Below are 15,107 nucleotides of genomic sequence, written 5' to 3' on the forward strand. Positions count from 1 at the left end.
ATGCATGTTCAGCTGTCATGTTTCAATTTTCAGCTTGTTCCAGATTGTTAAAGAGCAATATCTTAAACCCTGACTATCGCTAATCAGTTTTAAGATATGAGGTAAGCAGATTACTTACTGAAGACCCCCGCTTTCACCGGAATGGTCGGATGCGCTGGCGTCCCCTAGGGGATTCGAACCCCTGTTACCGCCGTGAAAGGGCGGTGTCCTAGGCCTCTAGACGAAGGGGACACGACACCGTACTTTGTTGACGCTTTTGCTCGTTATTTTCATCAGACAATCTGTGTGAGCACTTCACTCAACCCACATCTTCTTGGTAAGGAGGTGATCCAACCGCAGGTTCCCCTACGGTTACCTTGTTACGACTTCACCCCAGTCATGAATCACAAAGTGGTAAGCGCCCTCCCGAAGGTTAAGCTACCTACTTCTTTTGCAACCCACTCCCATGGTGTGACGGGCGGTGTGTACAAGGCCCGGGAACGTATTCACCGTAGCATTCTGATCTACGATTACTAGCGATTCCGACTTCATGGAGTCGAGTTGCAGACTCCAATCCGGACTACGACGTACTTTATGAGGTCCGCTTGCTCTCGCGAGGTCGCTTCTCTTTGTATACGCCATTGTAGCACGTGTGTAGCCCTACTCGTAAGGGCCATGATGACTTGACGTCATCCCCACCTTCCTCCAGTTTATCACTGGCAGTCTCCTTTGAGTTCCCGGCCTAACCGCTGGCAACAAAGGATAAGGGTTGCGCTCGTTGCGGGACTTAACCCAACATTTCACAACACGAGCTGACGACAGCCATGCAGCACCTGTCTCAGAGTTCCCGAAGGCACCAAAGCATCTCTGCTAAGTTCTCTGGATGTCAAGAGTAGGTAAGGTTCTTCGCGTTGCATCGAATTAAACCACATGCTCCACCGCTTGTGCGGGCCCCCGTCAATTCATTTGAGTTTTAACCTTGCGGCCGTACTCCCCAGGCGGTCGATTTAACGCGTTAGCTCCGGAAGCCACGCCTCAAGGGCACAACCTCCAAATCGACATCGTTTACAGCGTGGACTACCAGGGTATCTAATCCTGTTTGCTCCCCACGCTTTCGCACCTGAGCGTCAGTCTTTGTCCAGGGGGCCGCCTTCGCCACCGGTATTCCTCCAGATCTCTACGCATTTCACCGCTACACCTGGAATTCTACCCCCTCTACAAGACTCTAGCTTGCCAGTTTCAAATGCAGTTCCCAAGTTAAGCTCGGGGATTTCACATCTGACTTAACAAACCGCCTGCGTGCGCTTTACGCCCAGTCATTCCGATTAACGCTTGCACCCTCCGTATTACCGCGGCTGCTGGCACGGAGTTAGCCGGTGCTTCTTCTGCGGGTAACGTCAATCGGTGAGAGTATTAATCTCACCGCCTTCCTCCCCGCTGAAAGTGCTTTACAACCCGAAGGCCTTCTTCACACACGCGGCATGGCTGCATCAGGCTTGCGCCCATTGTGCAATATTCCCCACTGCTGCCTCCCGTAGGAGTCTGGACCGTGTCTCAGTTCCAGTGTGGCTGGTCATCCTCTCAGACCAGCTAGGGATCGTCGCCTAGGTGAGCCATTACCTCACCTACCAGCTAATCCCATCTGGGCACATCTGATGGCGCGAGGCCCGAAAGTCCCCCGCTTTGGTCCGAAGACGTTATGCGGTATTAGCTACCGTTTCCAGTAGTTATCCCCCTCCATCAGGCAGTTTCCCAGACATTACTCACCCGTCCGCCGCTCGTCACCCAAGGAGCAAGCTCCTCTGTGCTACCGCCCGACTTGCATGTGTTAGGCCTGCCGCCAGCGTTCAATCTGAGCCATGATCAAACTCTTCAATTTAAGATTTGTTTGATTTGCTGAACTCGTCAGCGATGCTCAAAGAATTAAAACTGTTTATTCGTAATGAATTTACTGTTGTTCACTCTTCAAGACTTTTTATATCGTTAAGATACGGTCTTGTGAGTGCCCACACAGATTGTCTGATTAAATTGTTAAAGAGCAGTGCCACAATCTCTCGTGGCGCGGGTCGCATATACTATGCTAATCCGCTTTAAAGTCAAGTCATTGCTGACTGCTTTATGAAATCTTTTTCCTGTCATCACAACTGCGTTTGCGCTGTTGCCGTGTCAGTGGAGGCGCATTATAGGGACTTCTCGCCGCCTGACAAGCGCTAAATGCAAATTATTTTCTAACCGTTCAAAAACAAACCAAAAGACTCCATTTCGCATACTTCACATACAGAAAGTGAACATAATCCGAGCTCGCCGTATAAAAACGGGGGCATCAATTAACGAATGCCCCCGTTTATCACTTACCGTTTCACTCACAGATTTATTGCCGTGCGACGATCTGTTCACCTTCAACATCTAATATGATCGGTTTACCGGGTATCAATTTCCCCCCCAGTATCTGCTGAGCAAGTGGGTTTTCTATCAATTGCTGTATCGCTCTTTTAAGCGGGCGAGCACCATAGACAGGATCAAACCCGACCTCTCCGAGCATATCTAAAGCCGCATCCGTCATCGTGACGCTATATCCACGCTCTTCAAGACGTTTGTATAGTCTCTGAAGCTGAATTTGTGCGATCGACGTAATGTGCGCTCTTCCCAGTGGGTGGAAAACCACGACTTCATCAATACGGTTAATAAATTCAGGACGGAAGCTGTGGCTAACGACCTCAAGCACCATATCTCTCATTTCGGTGTAGCCGCGCTCACCAAAACGCTCCTGAATAAGGTCAGACCCCAGATTTGACGTCATGATGACCACAGTATTACGGAAATCGACCGTTCTGCCCTGACCATCGGTGAGACGACCATCATCCAATACCTGAAGCAGGATATTAAACACATCAGGATGTGCTTTTTCGATCTCATCCAGCAAAATGACCGAATAAGGACGACGACGCACAGCCTCTGTCAGATATCCCCCCTCTTCATAACCGACATACCCAGGAGGCGCACCAACCAAGCGTGAAACGGAATGTTTCTCCATAAACTCAGACATATCAATACGGACCATAGCGTCGTCACTGTCGAAGAGGAACGTCGCCAGCGTTTTGCAAAGTTCCGTTTTCCCCACCCCCGTTGGGCCAAGGAACAGGAAGGAGCCAATTGGACGATTAGGATCAGATAGCCCTGCCCGGCTACGACGAATAGAATTCGCTACCGCTTCGACGGCTTCGTTCTGCCCAATCACACGCTGATGCAGCTCATCTTCCATTCGCAATAATTTTTCTTTCTCGCTTTCCAACATGCGAGAAACAGGAATCCCTGTCCAACGCGCCAGCACATCGGCAATTTCAATATCCGTTACTCGATTACGCAGCAAATGCATCGTTTTCCCTTCCTGCTGCGTTGCTGCCGCCAACTGTTTCTCTAGCTCAGGGATTTTGCCGTATTGCAGCTCAGACATTCTCCCCAGATCGCCCTGACGGCGAGCCTGCTCCAGCGCAATTTTCGCCTGCTCTAAAGACGCTTTAATATTTTGCGTTCCCGTCAGCGACGCTTTTTCTGCTTTCCACTCTTCTTCTTGCTGGGAATATTCACGCTCTTTTTGGTCAAGTTCCGCACTCAGCAATTCAAGCAGCTTTTGGCTGGCCTCATCAGATTCTTTTTTCAGTGCCTGTTGCTCCAGCTTTAACTGGATGATCCGGCGCTCAAGCCGATCGAGGGGCTCGGGTTTCGAATCAATCTGAATACGAATGCTGGATGCAGCTTCATCAATCAGATCAATCGCCTTATCTGGCAATTGACGATCCGCGATATAGCGATGAGAGAGCATTGCCGCCGCCACAATCGCCGGATCGGTGATTTGTACATGATGGTGCAATTCATAGCGCTCTTTCAGTCCACGCAGAATCGCAATCGTGTCCTCAACGGTTGGTTCCGCGACAAACACCTTCTGGAAACGGCGCTCAAGAGCCGCATCTTTTTCAATATATTGCCGATACTCATCCAGCGTGGTCGCCCCGACGCAATGCAACTCACCGCGAGCCAGCGCAGGTTTTAGCATATTACCAGCATCCATCGCGCCATCAGCTTTACCCGCACCCACCATCGTGTGGAGTTCATCAATAAACAGAATGACGCTGCCTTCCTGCTTAGATAGATCGTTGAGCACGCCTTTCAAACGTTCTTCAAACTCACCACGGTATTTCGCACCAGCCACCAACGCGCCCATATCCAATGAAAGTACGCGCTTGTTTTTCAGGCCTTCAGGCACTTCACCATTAACGATACGCTGGGCTAACCCTTCTACTATCGCGGTTTTACCCACGCCGGGTTCGCCAATTAATACCGGATTATTTTTAGTTCGACGCTGCAAAACCTGAATAGTGCGGCGAATCTCTTCATCACGCCCGATCACAGGATCGAGTTTGCCTTGTTCCGCACGTTCCGTGAGATCAATCGTGAATTTCTTCAATGCCTGGCGCTGATCCTCAGCCCCTTGATCGTTCACTTGTTCTCCCCCTCTCACTTGATCAATCGCGTTTGTTACCCCTTGCTGCGTAACACCCGCCTTTTTCAATATATCCCCCAGCGTGCCGCGAGACTCCAGCACAGCAAGCACGAAAAGTTCCGAAGAGATAAAGGTATCGCTACGCTTTTGCGCCAGCTTGTCGCACATATTCAATACGCGGACTAACTCGCTTGAAGGTTGGACATCACCATCGGTACCTTCAACCTGAGGCAAACGCGTGATTGCCTGGTCGATTTCGGTTTTCAGGTGATTAAGATTGGCTCCGGCAACAGTCAGAAGTGGACCAACAGTTCCACCATCCTGATGAAGCAAAGCGCTCATCAAGTGAAGGGGTTCAATAAACTGGTGGTCACGCCCAAGGGCGAGAGACTGAGCATCAGCAAGAGCAAGTTGGAATTTGTTGGTAAGACGATCCAGACGCATAACTCCTCCCATACACTGGTCAAAATTGCTACTGGAGATTAAATGAGGTCATCCCTCAAAAATTTCAAGGTTATTTTGCCAGTCGTGACAGGATTTAAACGTTACTTGTCCTGGATCGTCTTAATTCAATAGGTTATATCAGCCAGATTAAACTTGCCATACGGCCTGTCACGCCATCACGCCGATAAGAGAAAAATTTGTGAGGTTCGCTCACAGTACAAGCGTTTCCACCAAAAATTTGCGTTACCCCTGCGGCGCGTAAACGCAAACTTGCCAGTTGGTAGATATCGGCAAAAAATTTATTTCCTTCAGGCCGAAATGCCGAAGCCGCCGCAGCATCATGCTGAATAAACGCGTCTCGCACCTCAGAACCGACTTCAAAAGCATCAGACCCGATAGCGGGACCCAGCCACGCCATGATCTGCCTAGGCTGCGCACGGAAACAGGCTAACGTTTCTTCCAGCACCCCCGCATGTAATCCACGCCAACCAGCATGCGCAGCAGCCACTTCATCGCCGTTGATTGCACAAAAAAGCACGGGTAGGCAGTCAGCCGTCATCACCGCACAGACCTGCCCTTTCTTATTCGTATATGCAGCATCACCGCAAACGGACGCGGGTGACTCCTCACCAATACGAATTACATCAGTACCATGAACCTGTTCCAGCCAATGCGGCATGGCCGGGAGACCAGCCATTTCCACCAGCGCGTGCCGATTTGCGGTAACGCATGCGGACTCATCGCCCACATGATTCCCCAAATTCAACGAATCATAAGGGGCAACACTATGCCCACCGATGCGCGTCGTACTACAAGATTTCACACTGTCTGGCAAAGGCCAGTCGGGGTATATCAGCATAGTTCGTCACCTCGATAAATCGGCACTTATCGTATTGAATTCATTACCAGTCGAGCTGATCTTTAAACGCTTCGGTATCGGCTTTCAGCGCATCAATCAAATTGACCATATCCTGCGGCAATTCCGCATGCCATTCCATGTGAATACCGGTAATAGGATGATAGAAGCGTAACATGGTGGCATGTAACGCCTGACGATCGAAACCACGCAGCGTCTCAATGAACGCTTCCGAAGCGCCTCTCGGTGGACGAGGACGACCGCCGTATAGCTGATCGCCAACCAGAGGATGATTAATGTGCGCCATATGCACACGAATCTGATGGGTGCGCCCCGTTTCCAGACGCAACCGCAAACGGGTATGCGCACGGAAATGTTCCATGATGCGATAATGTGTCACAGCGGGCTTACCCATTGGGTGCACCGCCATGTGAGTTCGCTTGGTCGCGTGGCGAGCGATAGGCTGATCGACCATGCCGCCCGCAGTCATCGAACCAATCGCAACCGCCTCGTACTCACGGGTAATTTCACGCGCCTGTAGCGCCTCAACTAAACGCGTCTGTGCTGGAACAGTTTTCGCGACGACCATGAGCCCTGTCGTATCTTTATCAAGCCGGTGCACAATCCCAGCGCGGGGCACATCGACAATCTCAGGATAGTGATGCAACAAGGCATTCAATACTGTCCCATCCGGGTTACCCGCACCGGGGTGAACCACCAGATCTCTGGGTTTGTTGATGACCAGGATGTCCTGATCTTCATACACGATATCCAGCTTGATATCCTGTGCTTCCCAGCGGGCTTCTTCCTCAATCAATGCATCAATCGCTACCGATTCGCCGCCAAGTACTTTCTCTTTTGGCTTATTGGTGACATTGCCGTTAATCTGTACCCGATTCTCAAGAATCCACTCTTTTATGCGGGATCGTGAATAATCAGGGAACAATTCGGCCAAAGCCTGATCTAAACGTTGTCCGAGTTGAGATTCGGCCACCGTTGCGGTGAGTTGTACTTGTTGTGCCATATTATGCAGCTTCTTCGTTAACGTTGGGTTTTGACGGCGACGCCGTTTAAAATAATGTACTATTGTAGCTGGTCTAAATCGGGAGCTTAACGGACAGCCTCCCGGAATAACATTCTGAGGATAATCAAAACGTCATGACGCGTATGAAATATCTGGTGGCTGCCGCCACGTTGAGCCTGGCGCTGGCTGGTTGCTCCAGCAATTCCAAAGATGCGGTTCCTGATAGTCCGCCATCTGAAATCTATGCCAATGCTCAACAAAAACTGCAAGACGGCAACTTTAAAGCAGCCATCACGCAGTTGGAAGCACTGGATAACCGGTATCCGTTTGGTCCCTACTCGCAGCAAGTACAGTTGGATTTGATCTACGCCTATTACAAATCCGCAGAGTTGCCATTGGCTCAAGCTTCTATTGACCGCTTCCTGCGGCTCAACCCGACTCATCCAAACGTGGATTATGTCCTGTACATGCGCGGCCTTACCGACATGGCGCTGGATGATAGCGCGTTACAAGGCTTCTTCGGCGTCGATCGTTCCGATCGCGATCCGCAGTACGCCCGCACCGCATTTCGGGATTTCAGCAAGCTCATTCAGGGGTATCCGAACAGCCAATACGCCACCGACGCAAACAAGCGTTTGGTTTACCTCAAAGAGCGTCTGGCCAAGTATGAACTTTCTGTCGCGCAATACTACACGAAACGTGGCGCTTATGTGGCAGTAGTTAATCGCGTTGAGCAAATGCTGCGTGATTACCCTGATGCCCAGGCAACAAAAACGGCCCTGCCGTTGATGGAAAACGCCTATCGTGAACTGCAACTTGCCGCCCAGGCGGATAAAGTGGCAAAAATCATCGCGGCTAACCCGGCATAAGCGAGAGAAGTCACACAATAATGAGACGGCAGCTTCGGTTGCCGTTTTTTTATGGTTCGAACAGTTCGCAATGCATTGATGAGCAGAAAAAACAGCTTGGCGGGAGTCAACAACAAGGCGGTGGCGTCAATACATCCTGTCAATAATGGCACAGGCCAGATGCCCTCTCAAGCACTTCCCTCTTATTCCCGATGGCACCTCACAAATCCCGTTTTCTTGACAAAAAGTGACGAAAAAAAGCGATCAATATCACGCTTTTTGTCGCAACTCACTGTATGCTGAAATCATCCAAGACGGACATAGGCAGAGAGGTAAGTTTATATGACTATTAATATTACCAGTAAGCAAATGGATATCACCCCCGCAATTCGTCAACATGTCGAAGACCGTCTTTCTAAGCTGGATAAGTGGCAAACCCAGCTGATTAACCCGCATATTATTCTGTCAAAAGAGCCTCAGGGTTTTGTCGCCGATGCCACGATCAGTACGCCAAATGGCCCGCTGGTTGGCAGCGCTAAACATGATGATATGTATGCCGCCATCAATGAGTTGATTACCAAACTCGAACGCCAGTTGGACAAACTCCAGCATAAAGGCGAAGCCAGACGCGCAGTCGCTAGCGTCAAAGAAGCCAATCTTCAGCCGACCCAAGAAGAGTAGTTCACTCTCTTCACGTCAATATAACGCGCCTGAGGGCGCGTTTCTGCATTCTACGCCCCCGTAACTCACGTCCTAAAGTACCAACGCGCGACATGGTTTAACATTGCATGTGGCGATTTTGTATTGACAGGACGAAAAGCCAACAGTTACCTTACCTGCTAAGAATCTGGATTTTTCTGACTAACCGAGCACGCATGACAAATAAACTGTTTTTCTTCGTATTCTTTTTCACCTTCCCCTGATTTGGGAGGCGATTCGTCGTAAGAGCAAGAATACGAAGACGAACAAAAAAGCCTCCTGACCAGGAGGCTTTTTTTATATAAGAACATAAGGCAGGTAATAGCATCATGACAGATAACCCATTACTGGCACTGCGAGAACGCATTAGCGCATTGGATCTGCAATTAATTGAATTGTTGGCACAAAGGCGAGAACTGGCGCTAGATGTTGCCCGCAGCAAATTACATTCGCATCGTCCTATCCGTGACAAAGAGCGTGAACGTGATTTGTTAGACAAGCTGACCGCCGCTGGGAAAAAGCATCATCTTGATGGTCACTATATTACCCGCTTATTTCAGCTCATTATTGAAGATTCGGTACTGACGCAGCAGGCTCTCTTACAGCATCACCTCAACCAAACAACATCACATTCTGCTCGTATTGCGTTTCTCGGTCCGAAAGGGTCTTATTCCCATCTTGCCGCCCGCCAGTATGCCGCACGACACTTCGAGCAACTTATCGAATGTGGCTGCCAAAAGTTTCAAGATATCTTTAACATGGTGGAAACAGGGCAAGCGGACTATGCCGTACTGCCGATTGAAAACACCAGCTCCGGCTCGATAAACGATGTCTATGACCTGCTGCAACACACCGGATTATCCATTGTCGGCGAATTAACCAACCCGATAAATCACTGCGTTCTGGTGGCCACTGATACGTCGCTGGAACAGATCGAAACGGTTTATAGCCACCCACAACCGTTCCAGCAATGCAGTCATTTCATTAATCGCTTTCCGCATTGGAAGATTGAGTATTGTGAGAGCACCGCTGCGGCGATGGAAAAAGTCGCGGCGCTCAATTCACCAAAAGCAGCGGCACTCGGCAGCGAAGCTGGCGGTCAGCTGTATCAGCTACAGGTGCTGGAACACGATCTGGCAAATCAGTCGCAAAACATCACTCGCTTCATTGTATTAGCACGTAAGCCGATTGACGTGACTGAACAAGTACCAGCAAAAACCACGCTAATTATGGCAACCGGCCAACAGTCCGGCGCACTGGTGGAAGCGCTATTAGTATTGCGTGATAACGGCATTGTGATGACCAAGCTGGAATCCAGGCCGATCAACGGTAACCCGTGGGAAGAGATGTTCTATCTTGACGTACAGGCCAACCTGCGCAGCGATAACATGCAGAAAGCGCTAAAAGGATTAGCTCCCATTACCCGATCGTTAAAAGTGTTGGGCTGTTACCCCAGTGAAAACGTCGTCCCCGTCGATGTGAACGAATAGTCGATACGGACGAATCATTGAAAAAGCCATCCTGATTTTCACCGGGATGGCTTCTCGAACACAATTCTAATATCGGATAAAATTCAACTATCAAACACAGCCTGAAGCGCAAACGTACTTACTGACGAATATCGTTTGCCTGCCGTAAAAGTACCCGGCTCTCCGCCTGAAAACGTTTGGCATAGTCACCAAACCAGTGTTCGACTTTTTTGAAGCTGTTAATAAACTCGGCTTTATCCGTCTGCTCCAGTAACGTAATCGCTTCACCAAAGCGTTTGTAGTAACGCTTAATCAACGCCAGATTATCCTCTGAAGACATAATAATGTCGGCGTAAAGCTGCGGGTCCTGTGCAAACAAACGCCCAACCATGATCAACTCCAGACGATAGATTGGTGATGACAGCGCCAACAGCTGCTCAATCTGCACATTCTCTTCGGCTAAATGCAGGCCATAAGCAAATGTCGCAAAGTGACGCAATGCCTGAATAAACATCATGTTCTGATCGTGTTCGACCGCACTAATGCGATGCAAACGCGCGCCCCATACCTGAATCTGTTCCAGCAACCACTGGTAAGCTTCCGGCTGCCGACCATCGCAATAGACGACAACCTGCTTGGCAAGGCTCCCGCTGTCTGGCCCGAACATCGGGTGCAGACCCAGTACCGGACCACTATGTGCCGCCAGCATCGCCTGAAGTGGGCCATTTTTTACCGATGCCAGATCAACCAAAATACAGTCATCCGGTAAAGCAGGAAGGCGAGCAATAACCTGCTCAGTAACGTGAATCGGCACGCTAACAATCACCATACCCGCGTCAGACAGCAGTTCATCTGCGCGCGGCCAATCATCCTGTTCCAGAATCTTGACCTGGTATCCCGACAGCGTCAGCATTTTTTCAAACAGGTTGCCCATTTGACCACGGCCACCGATGATGACGACCGGACGCAACTGCGGACACAGCGTTTTAAAGCCTTTGTCATTTTCGCTGGTATAGGATTCGCGCATGGTTCGCCGCAGGATATCTTCAATGAGATCCGGTGGAACCCCCATCGACGCCGCCTCTTGACGGCGTGAGCTGAGCATGGCCGCTTCACGATCGGGTGCATAAATAGGCAAGCCATAGCGGCTTTTCACTTCACCCACTTCCGCCACCAAACGCAACCGACGTGATAACAGCGCGACAAGCTCCTTATCCACCTCATCTATCTGATCACGTAATGCGGTCAGTTCAGCTACCATATCTTGTTACTCTCCTGAATGTTTCACACGCGCAGCACTCAGCTCTTGATGAACGGAACGCAGCAGCGCTTCTGTACTTTCCCAACTGATACAGGCATCCGTGACTGATACACCGTAGCGCATATCTGAACGCGGCTGTTCTGAAGACTGGCTCCCCTCGTTAAGGTGGCTTTCCAGCATCAGTCCTATAATGGAACGATTTCCCGCCTTAATTTGTTCAATCGCAGATTCAACAACAAGTGGCTGACGGCGGTAGTCTTTATTCGAATTACTGTGACTACAATCTATCATCAGCGCCGGTCTCAGTCCCGCATCCTGCATCTGTTTTTCACATTCAGCGACATCCTGCGCACTGTAGTTTGGTTTTTTACCACCGCGCAGAATCACGTGGCCATCAATGTTCCCCTGCGTTTGTAGCAGACAAACCTGGCCCGTTTGGTTGATGCCCACAAAACGATGCGGCATTGCGGCAGCTCTCATCGCATTGATCGCCGTTCCCAGGCTGCCATCCGTGCCATTTTTGAACCCAACAGGCATTGACAGGCCGGAAGCCATCTCACGGTGCGTTTGTGATTCAGTTGTACGAGCGCCAATAGCCGACCAACTGAACAAATCGCCCAGATACTGCGGACTGTTTGGATCAAGTGCTTCGGTCGCCAGCGGCAGCCCCATATTCACCAATTCCAGCAGCAGGCCGCGCGCGATATGCAGCCCTGATTCCACATCAAATGAGCCATCCATGAATGGATCGTTGATGAGTCCTTTCCAGCCCACGGTAGTACGTGGTTTTTCAAAATAAACGCGCATCACAATATAGAGGCGATCGTTTAATTCAGCGGAGAGCGATTGCAGACGACGTGCGTATTCCAACGCGGCATCGGTGTCATGAATCGAGCAAGGCCCACAGACGATCAGTAGACGATCGTCACGGCCATGAATGATATTCGCAATGGTTGCTCTCGCTTGGGCAATATCGCGTTGCTCTGCATCGTTAAGTGGAAACTTGGCTTTCAATTCATCGGGGGTAATCAAAACCTGTTCTGCACTGATATTAATATTGTTAAGTGAATCTTTTTGCATGATCCCATTCCTGAAAAGTTCGGTATGTTCGCGACTGTCTGTACAATCTATTGTCTGTACACTTCATTGCCTGTACGACCTACGCATGATGTTTACACCATAACACGAACCGTAAAGATTTCAATCCAACTAGTGTAAATAAAAAATTACCACCCTAAATATTGTCATAAAAACAATCTCTGCATGCCCAATCACTTCCCGACGCAACCATACCTCTCTCCAGTGTGAATAATGATAGAATCACGCCAACAAGGGGGAAGGATGCTGAAAGCGATAATCATCGATGACGAACAGCTGGCACGTGAAGAGCTCAGTCTGTTACTGGAAAATGAATCTGATATCACCATCATTGCACAGTGCAGCAATGCGCTGGAGGCAATACCTGCGATTCATCGGTTGCAACCGGATGTCATTTTTCTGGATATACAGATGCCAAAGGTCAGCGGATTAGAGCTGGTCGCCATGTTGGATCCAGAGAATATGCCTTATGTCGTCTTCGTGACAGCCTATGATGAGTACGCGGTGAGAGCATTTGAAGAACATGCTTTTGACTATTTACTGAAACCACTGGATGCACAGCGGCTCGGTAAAACGCTAAATCGTTTACGGCGCGGCACAAGCGTAAATAAAAACGTACAGATAATTTCAGAACCCTTGCTTCGTCATATCCCCTGCAACGGGCACAACCGTATTTTTTTGCTCAAAATTGAGGAAGTCGAGTATCTTTGTTCGGAACTCAGCGGCGTGCACGTCGTGGGCGTTAGCCAGTCTGGCTACACCCAACTTTCACTGAAAACGCTGGAAGAGAAAACGCCTTTCGTCCGTTGCCATCGTCAATATATGGTTAACACCGAGCAACTGAAAGAAATACAATTAATGGAGAATGGCGCAGCAGAAGTATTGACCCACACGGGAAAACACATCCCCGTCAGTCGCCGCTATCTCAAGTTACTGAAAGAAAAACTGGGCATCGCCTGACAGCATGCTCCTTCAGGCCAATGGCCGAAACATTGAAGGTTTGATGATGAAATACAGTTATGTCTTGGCTGTAATTCTTTTAATGACAGCATGCCAAAGTAACATCCCTTCGTTACCCGCTAAAAGTGAATCAGGATTCTGGTACGAAGCGGGCTATCAGGATGCAATCTCTGGTATGGTCGTAAAGGACGATAGCACCTTACAGGAATGGTTTGGTAATCCGCAGATCGACCGTGAAACCTACCTGCGTGGTTATCAGGCTGGACAATCGGCTTTTTGCGGTACAGATAACATGGAGGAATGGGGAAAAGCTGGGAAAAACTTTCCTGCTAGCTGCGATGGCGTAGAGAATGCGGAAACGCTGCGCACTCACTGGCAGCAAAACCTGCCTTAATCACCTTCCACAGATAAGGCGATGGTCCATACTCATCAGCGAGTTAGCTGATTAAAAACTATGGTTCATCGCATCTGGTAACAATTCCACTCATTTTTGTACTCGCATAGAAATACGTCAGATATACCTCCCCTTTATTATATCCAATATAAATAATCACATCATATTATTAATAATCTGATGCAGGGATAACGAAAAAATCATAGGTCATTGATCGTTGATTTCATTATCCCTGACAGCGATTGATATTATGGAGTGGTCACATGGCCGGTTCACACAAAACTCATAATCCGTCTCCGAATAACAGCTCAAGACTCTTATCACACGCAACGTCATCGCAAGAAAGCCATGATGAGCGCGTCGCTGCAATAAAGAATAGAATTATCGAGTCTGGTGACCATCCCGGCATTTCTGTAGAGGAGCAACTGGCGCTTCTCGAGGCTTTCTCCCACCTTGAATTAGGCCAGTTTTTACTGAAACATCATGGGTTAAATGCGTACTGGACACATAATGTGATAGCACATCAGCCAACTCATTATGTGAACCCGCTCGAAGAAATCATCTACACACAACTCCCCAACGTGTTAGCGACGCGCGAACAGTTCGGGATTTTCCAACGTCTGCTTCAAGAACGCTTACGGCCGAATGCCGTCATGGCATCCGTCCCCTGTGGCGTCATGGCCGATTTACTACTGCTGGACTATACGCAACATCAAGATGTGAAATTAATCGGGATCGACCTGGATAGACAGGCGCTGGAAGAGGCTTACAAACTTGCCAGTCAACGAGGGCTGGAAAACCAGATATCGTTGGTACTGACTGATGCCTGGACTGTTGATTTAGCCGCACAAGCTGATGTGATTACCAGCAACGGACTCAATGTTTATGAGCAAGATGATGACAAAGTGACCGAACTTTACCGCGTGTTCTATTCTGGGCTGAAACCGGGAGGCACGCTGATAACCAGTTTTATGACGCCACCTCCTACGCAATCGCAAGACTCCCCATGGATAAACGCCGACCCGAAATTGCTGGCGCTCCAGTATGTTCTTTTCTCACGCATCATAGGGGCAACATGGACAGCGTTCCGAACTCATCAACAAACGCAATCACAGTTAGAACAGGCTGGATTTACCGATATCCAGTTTATGAACGATCGTATGCACATGTACCCAACGGTTGTCGCTAATAAGCCGTACTGAGTAGGATAAAAACGGTATCAACACGATGTTTTGATCGCAGTAACCGATCAATATTGGAAAATTGATCTGTATAAACGTTTATAAAATAACCATGTGTGATGTCATTATGGTACTGAAATTCAAACAATAATGATGGCATCAGGGAAAGCGAAGCCCACCCAAAAGGTGGGCTTTTTACTGCTAAAGCAAACGGTGCCTTAACCACAGCCATTAAGTAACGCATATATATCCCTGAGAGATAGCACACCGCCGCTTTGCCACTATCAGACATAAAAAAAGGTTCATCGCGCTTAAGCGTGAACCAATAGAAAACGGCGGTAAAAGTGGTTAGTTTTGTATTCGCCAAAACACTAACCGACCACTCAACCGCCG

Annotated in this window: 12 protein-coding genes, 1 tRNA gene, 1 rRNA gene and 1 other annotated feature; of the genes, 6 read left to right on the top strand and 8 right to left on the bottom strand. The window is 49.1% G+C overall.

What is annotated here, in order from left to right; all coding sequences use genetic code 11:
• Positions 1-155 precede the first annotated feature (155 nt).
• The 5 genes from LCF41_RS16490 to rluD form a co-directional block, all read right to left on the bottom strand.
• Positions 156-231, bottom strand: a tRNA-Glu gene (locus LCF41_RS16490).
• 86 nt (positions 232-317) lie between these two features.
• Positions 318-1,858 (bottom strand): 16S ribosomal RNA (locus LCF41_RS16495).
• Between the two features lie 492 nt (positions 1,859-2,350).
• Positions 2,351-4,924, bottom strand: coding sequence for an ATP-dependent chaperone ClpB (gene clpB, locus LCF41_RS16500; RefSeq protein ID WP_225085504.1), 2,574 nt, complete (start codon positions 4,922-4,924; stop codon positions 2,351-2,353).
• Positions 4,925-5,057: 133 nt separating this feature from the next.
• On the bottom strand, positions 5,058-5,783 hold the full coding sequence (yfiH, locus tag LCF41_RS16505; RefSeq protein ID WP_225085505.1) for a purine nucleoside phosphorylase YfiH: 726 nt from the start codon (positions 5,781-5,783) through the stop codon (positions 5,058-5,060).
• A gap of 43 nt (positions 5,784-5,826) precedes the next feature.
• Positions 5,827-6,804 carry a 23S rRNA pseudouridine(1911/1915/1917) synthase RluD gene (gene rluD, locus LCF41_RS16510; RefSeq protein WP_225085506.1) on the bottom strand — a complete coding sequence of 326 codons (978 nt, stop codon included), beginning with the start codon at positions 6,802-6,804 and terminating at the stop codon, positions 5,827-5,829.
• A 134-nt stretch (positions 6,805-6,938) separates the two neighbouring features.
• Between rluD and bamD the strand changes: the two genes are divergently transcribed.
• The 3 genes from bamD to pheA all read left to right on the top strand — a co-directional run bounded on the left by bamD (position 6,939) and on the right by pheA (position 9,841).
• On the top strand, positions 6,939-7,673 hold the full coding sequence (gene bamD, locus LCF41_RS16515; protein WP_225085507.1) for an outer membrane protein assembly factor BamD: 735 nt from the start codon (positions 6,939-6,941) through the stop codon (positions 7,671-7,673).
• 321 nt (positions 7,674-7,994) lie between these two features.
• Positions 7,995-8,333, top strand: coding sequence for a ribosome-associated translation inhibitor RaiA (gene raiA, locus LCF41_RS16520; RefSeq protein ID WP_225085508.1), 339 nt, complete (start codon positions 7,995-7,997; stop codon positions 8,331-8,333).
• A gap of 193 nt (positions 8,334-8,526) precedes the next feature.
• Positions 8,527-8,652 (top strand) — a sequence feature (Phe leader region).
• A 28-nt stretch (positions 8,653-8,680) separates the two neighbouring features.
• Positions 8,681-9,841: a bifunctional chorismate mutase/prephenate dehydratase gene (gene pheA / locus LCF41_RS16525; RefSeq protein WP_225085509.1), complete on the top strand. Its 1,161-nt coding sequence runs from the start codon at positions 8,681-8,683 to the stop codon at positions 9,839-9,841.
• 118 nt (positions 9,842-9,959) lie between these two features.
• On the opposite strand, the gene tyrA is transcribed toward pheA, so the two are convergent.
• Positions 9,960-11,081 carry a bifunctional chorismate mutase/prephenate dehydrogenase gene (gene tyrA, locus LCF41_RS16530; protein ID WP_225085510.1) on the bottom strand — a complete coding sequence of 374 codons (1,122 nt, stop codon included), beginning with the start codon at positions 11,079-11,081 and terminating at the stop codon, positions 9,960-9,962.
• Between the two features lie 6 nt (positions 11,082-11,087).
• Positions 11,088-12,161 (bottom strand): 3-deoxy-7-phosphoheptulonate synthase, encoded by a 1,074-nt coding sequence (locus LCF41_RS16535; RefSeq protein WP_225085511.1) that lies wholly within the window; start codon positions 12,159-12,161, stop codon positions 11,088-11,090.
• A 261-nt stretch (positions 12,162-12,422) separates the two neighbouring features.
• Here LCF41_RS16535 and btsR point away from each other — a divergent pair, with 261 nt between their 5' ends.
• From btsR to LCF41_RS16550, 3 genes are all read left to right on the top strand, one after another.
• On the top strand, positions 12,423-13,139 hold the full coding sequence (btsR, locus tag LCF41_RS16540; RefSeq protein ID WP_225085512.1) for a two-component system response regulator BtsR: 717 nt from the start codon (positions 12,423-12,425) through the stop codon (positions 13,137-13,139).
• A gap of 46 nt (positions 13,140-13,185) precedes the next feature.
• A complete protein-coding gene (locus LCF41_RS16545; protein ID WP_225088206.1) occupies positions 13,186-13,533 on the top strand; it encodes a DUF2799 domain-containing protein in 348 nt (115 codons plus the stop codon).
• A 263-nt stretch (positions 13,534-13,796) separates the two neighbouring features.
• Positions 13,797-14,735: an SAM-dependent methyltransferase gene (locus LCF41_RS16550; protein ID WP_225085513.1), complete on the top strand. Its 939-nt coding sequence runs from the start codon at positions 13,797-13,799 to the stop codon at positions 14,733-14,735.
• Here LCF41_RS16550 and LCF41_RS16555 read toward each other — a convergent pair.
• Positions 14,719-15,081, bottom strand: coding sequence for a hypothetical protein (locus LCF41_RS16555; RefSeq protein ID WP_225085514.1), 363 nt, complete (start codon positions 15,079-15,081; stop codon positions 14,719-14,721). The genes LCF41_RS16550 and LCF41_RS16555 overlap by 17 nt on opposite strands.
• Between the last annotated feature and the right edge of the window lie 26 nt (positions 15,082-15,107).

It is taken from the genome of Pectobacterium colocasium (genome assembly GCF_020181655.1).
GTDB lineage: Bacteria > Pseudomonadota > Gammaproteobacteria > Enterobacterales > Enterobacteriaceae > Pectobacterium > Pectobacterium colocasium.

What these genes read in the sequence shown, in the direction of transcription:
- clpB (WP_225085504.1), bottom strand. Translation starts at nt 4,924, where the DNA reads ATGCGTCTGGATCGTCTTACCAACAAATTCCAACTTGCTCTTGCTGAT.
- yfiH (WP_225085505.1), bottom strand. Translation starts at nt 5,783, where the DNA reads ATGCTGATATACCCCGACTGGCCTTTGCCAGACAGTGTGAAATCTTGT.
- rluD (WP_225085506.1), bottom strand. Translation starts at nt 6,804, where the DNA reads ATGGCACAACAAGTACAACTCACCGCAACGGTGGCCGAATCTCAACTC.
- bamD (WP_225085507.1), top strand. Translation starts at nt 6,939, where the DNA reads ATGACGCGTATGAAATATCTGGTGGCTGCCGCCACGTTGAGCCTGGCG.
- raiA (WP_225085508.1), top strand. Translation starts at nt 7,995, where the DNA reads ATGACTATTAATATTACCAGTAAGCAAATGGATATCACCCCCGCAATT.
- pheA (WP_225085509.1), top strand. Translation starts at nt 8,681, where the DNA reads ATGACAGATAACCCATTACTGGCACTGCGAGAACGCATTAGCGCATTG.
- tyrA (WP_225085510.1), bottom strand. Translation starts at nt 11,081, where the DNA reads ATGGTAGCTGAACTGACCGCATTACGTGATCAGATAGATGAGGTGGAT.
- LCF41_RS16535 (WP_225085511.1), bottom strand. Translation starts at nt 12,161, where the DNA reads ATGCAAAAAGATTCACTTAACAATATTAATATCAGTGCAGAACAGGTT.
- btsR (WP_225085512.1), top strand. Translation starts at nt 12,423, where the DNA reads ATGCTGAAAGCGATAATCATCGATGACGAACAGCTGGCACGTGAAGAG.
- LCF41_RS16545 (WP_225088206.1), top strand. Translation starts at nt 13,186, where the DNA reads ATGAAATACAGTTATGTCTTGGCTGTAATTCTTTTAATGACAGCATGC.
- LCF41_RS16550 (WP_225085513.1), top strand. Translation starts at nt 13,797, where the DNA reads ATGGCCGGTTCACACAAAACTCATAATCCGTCTCCGAATAACAGCTCA.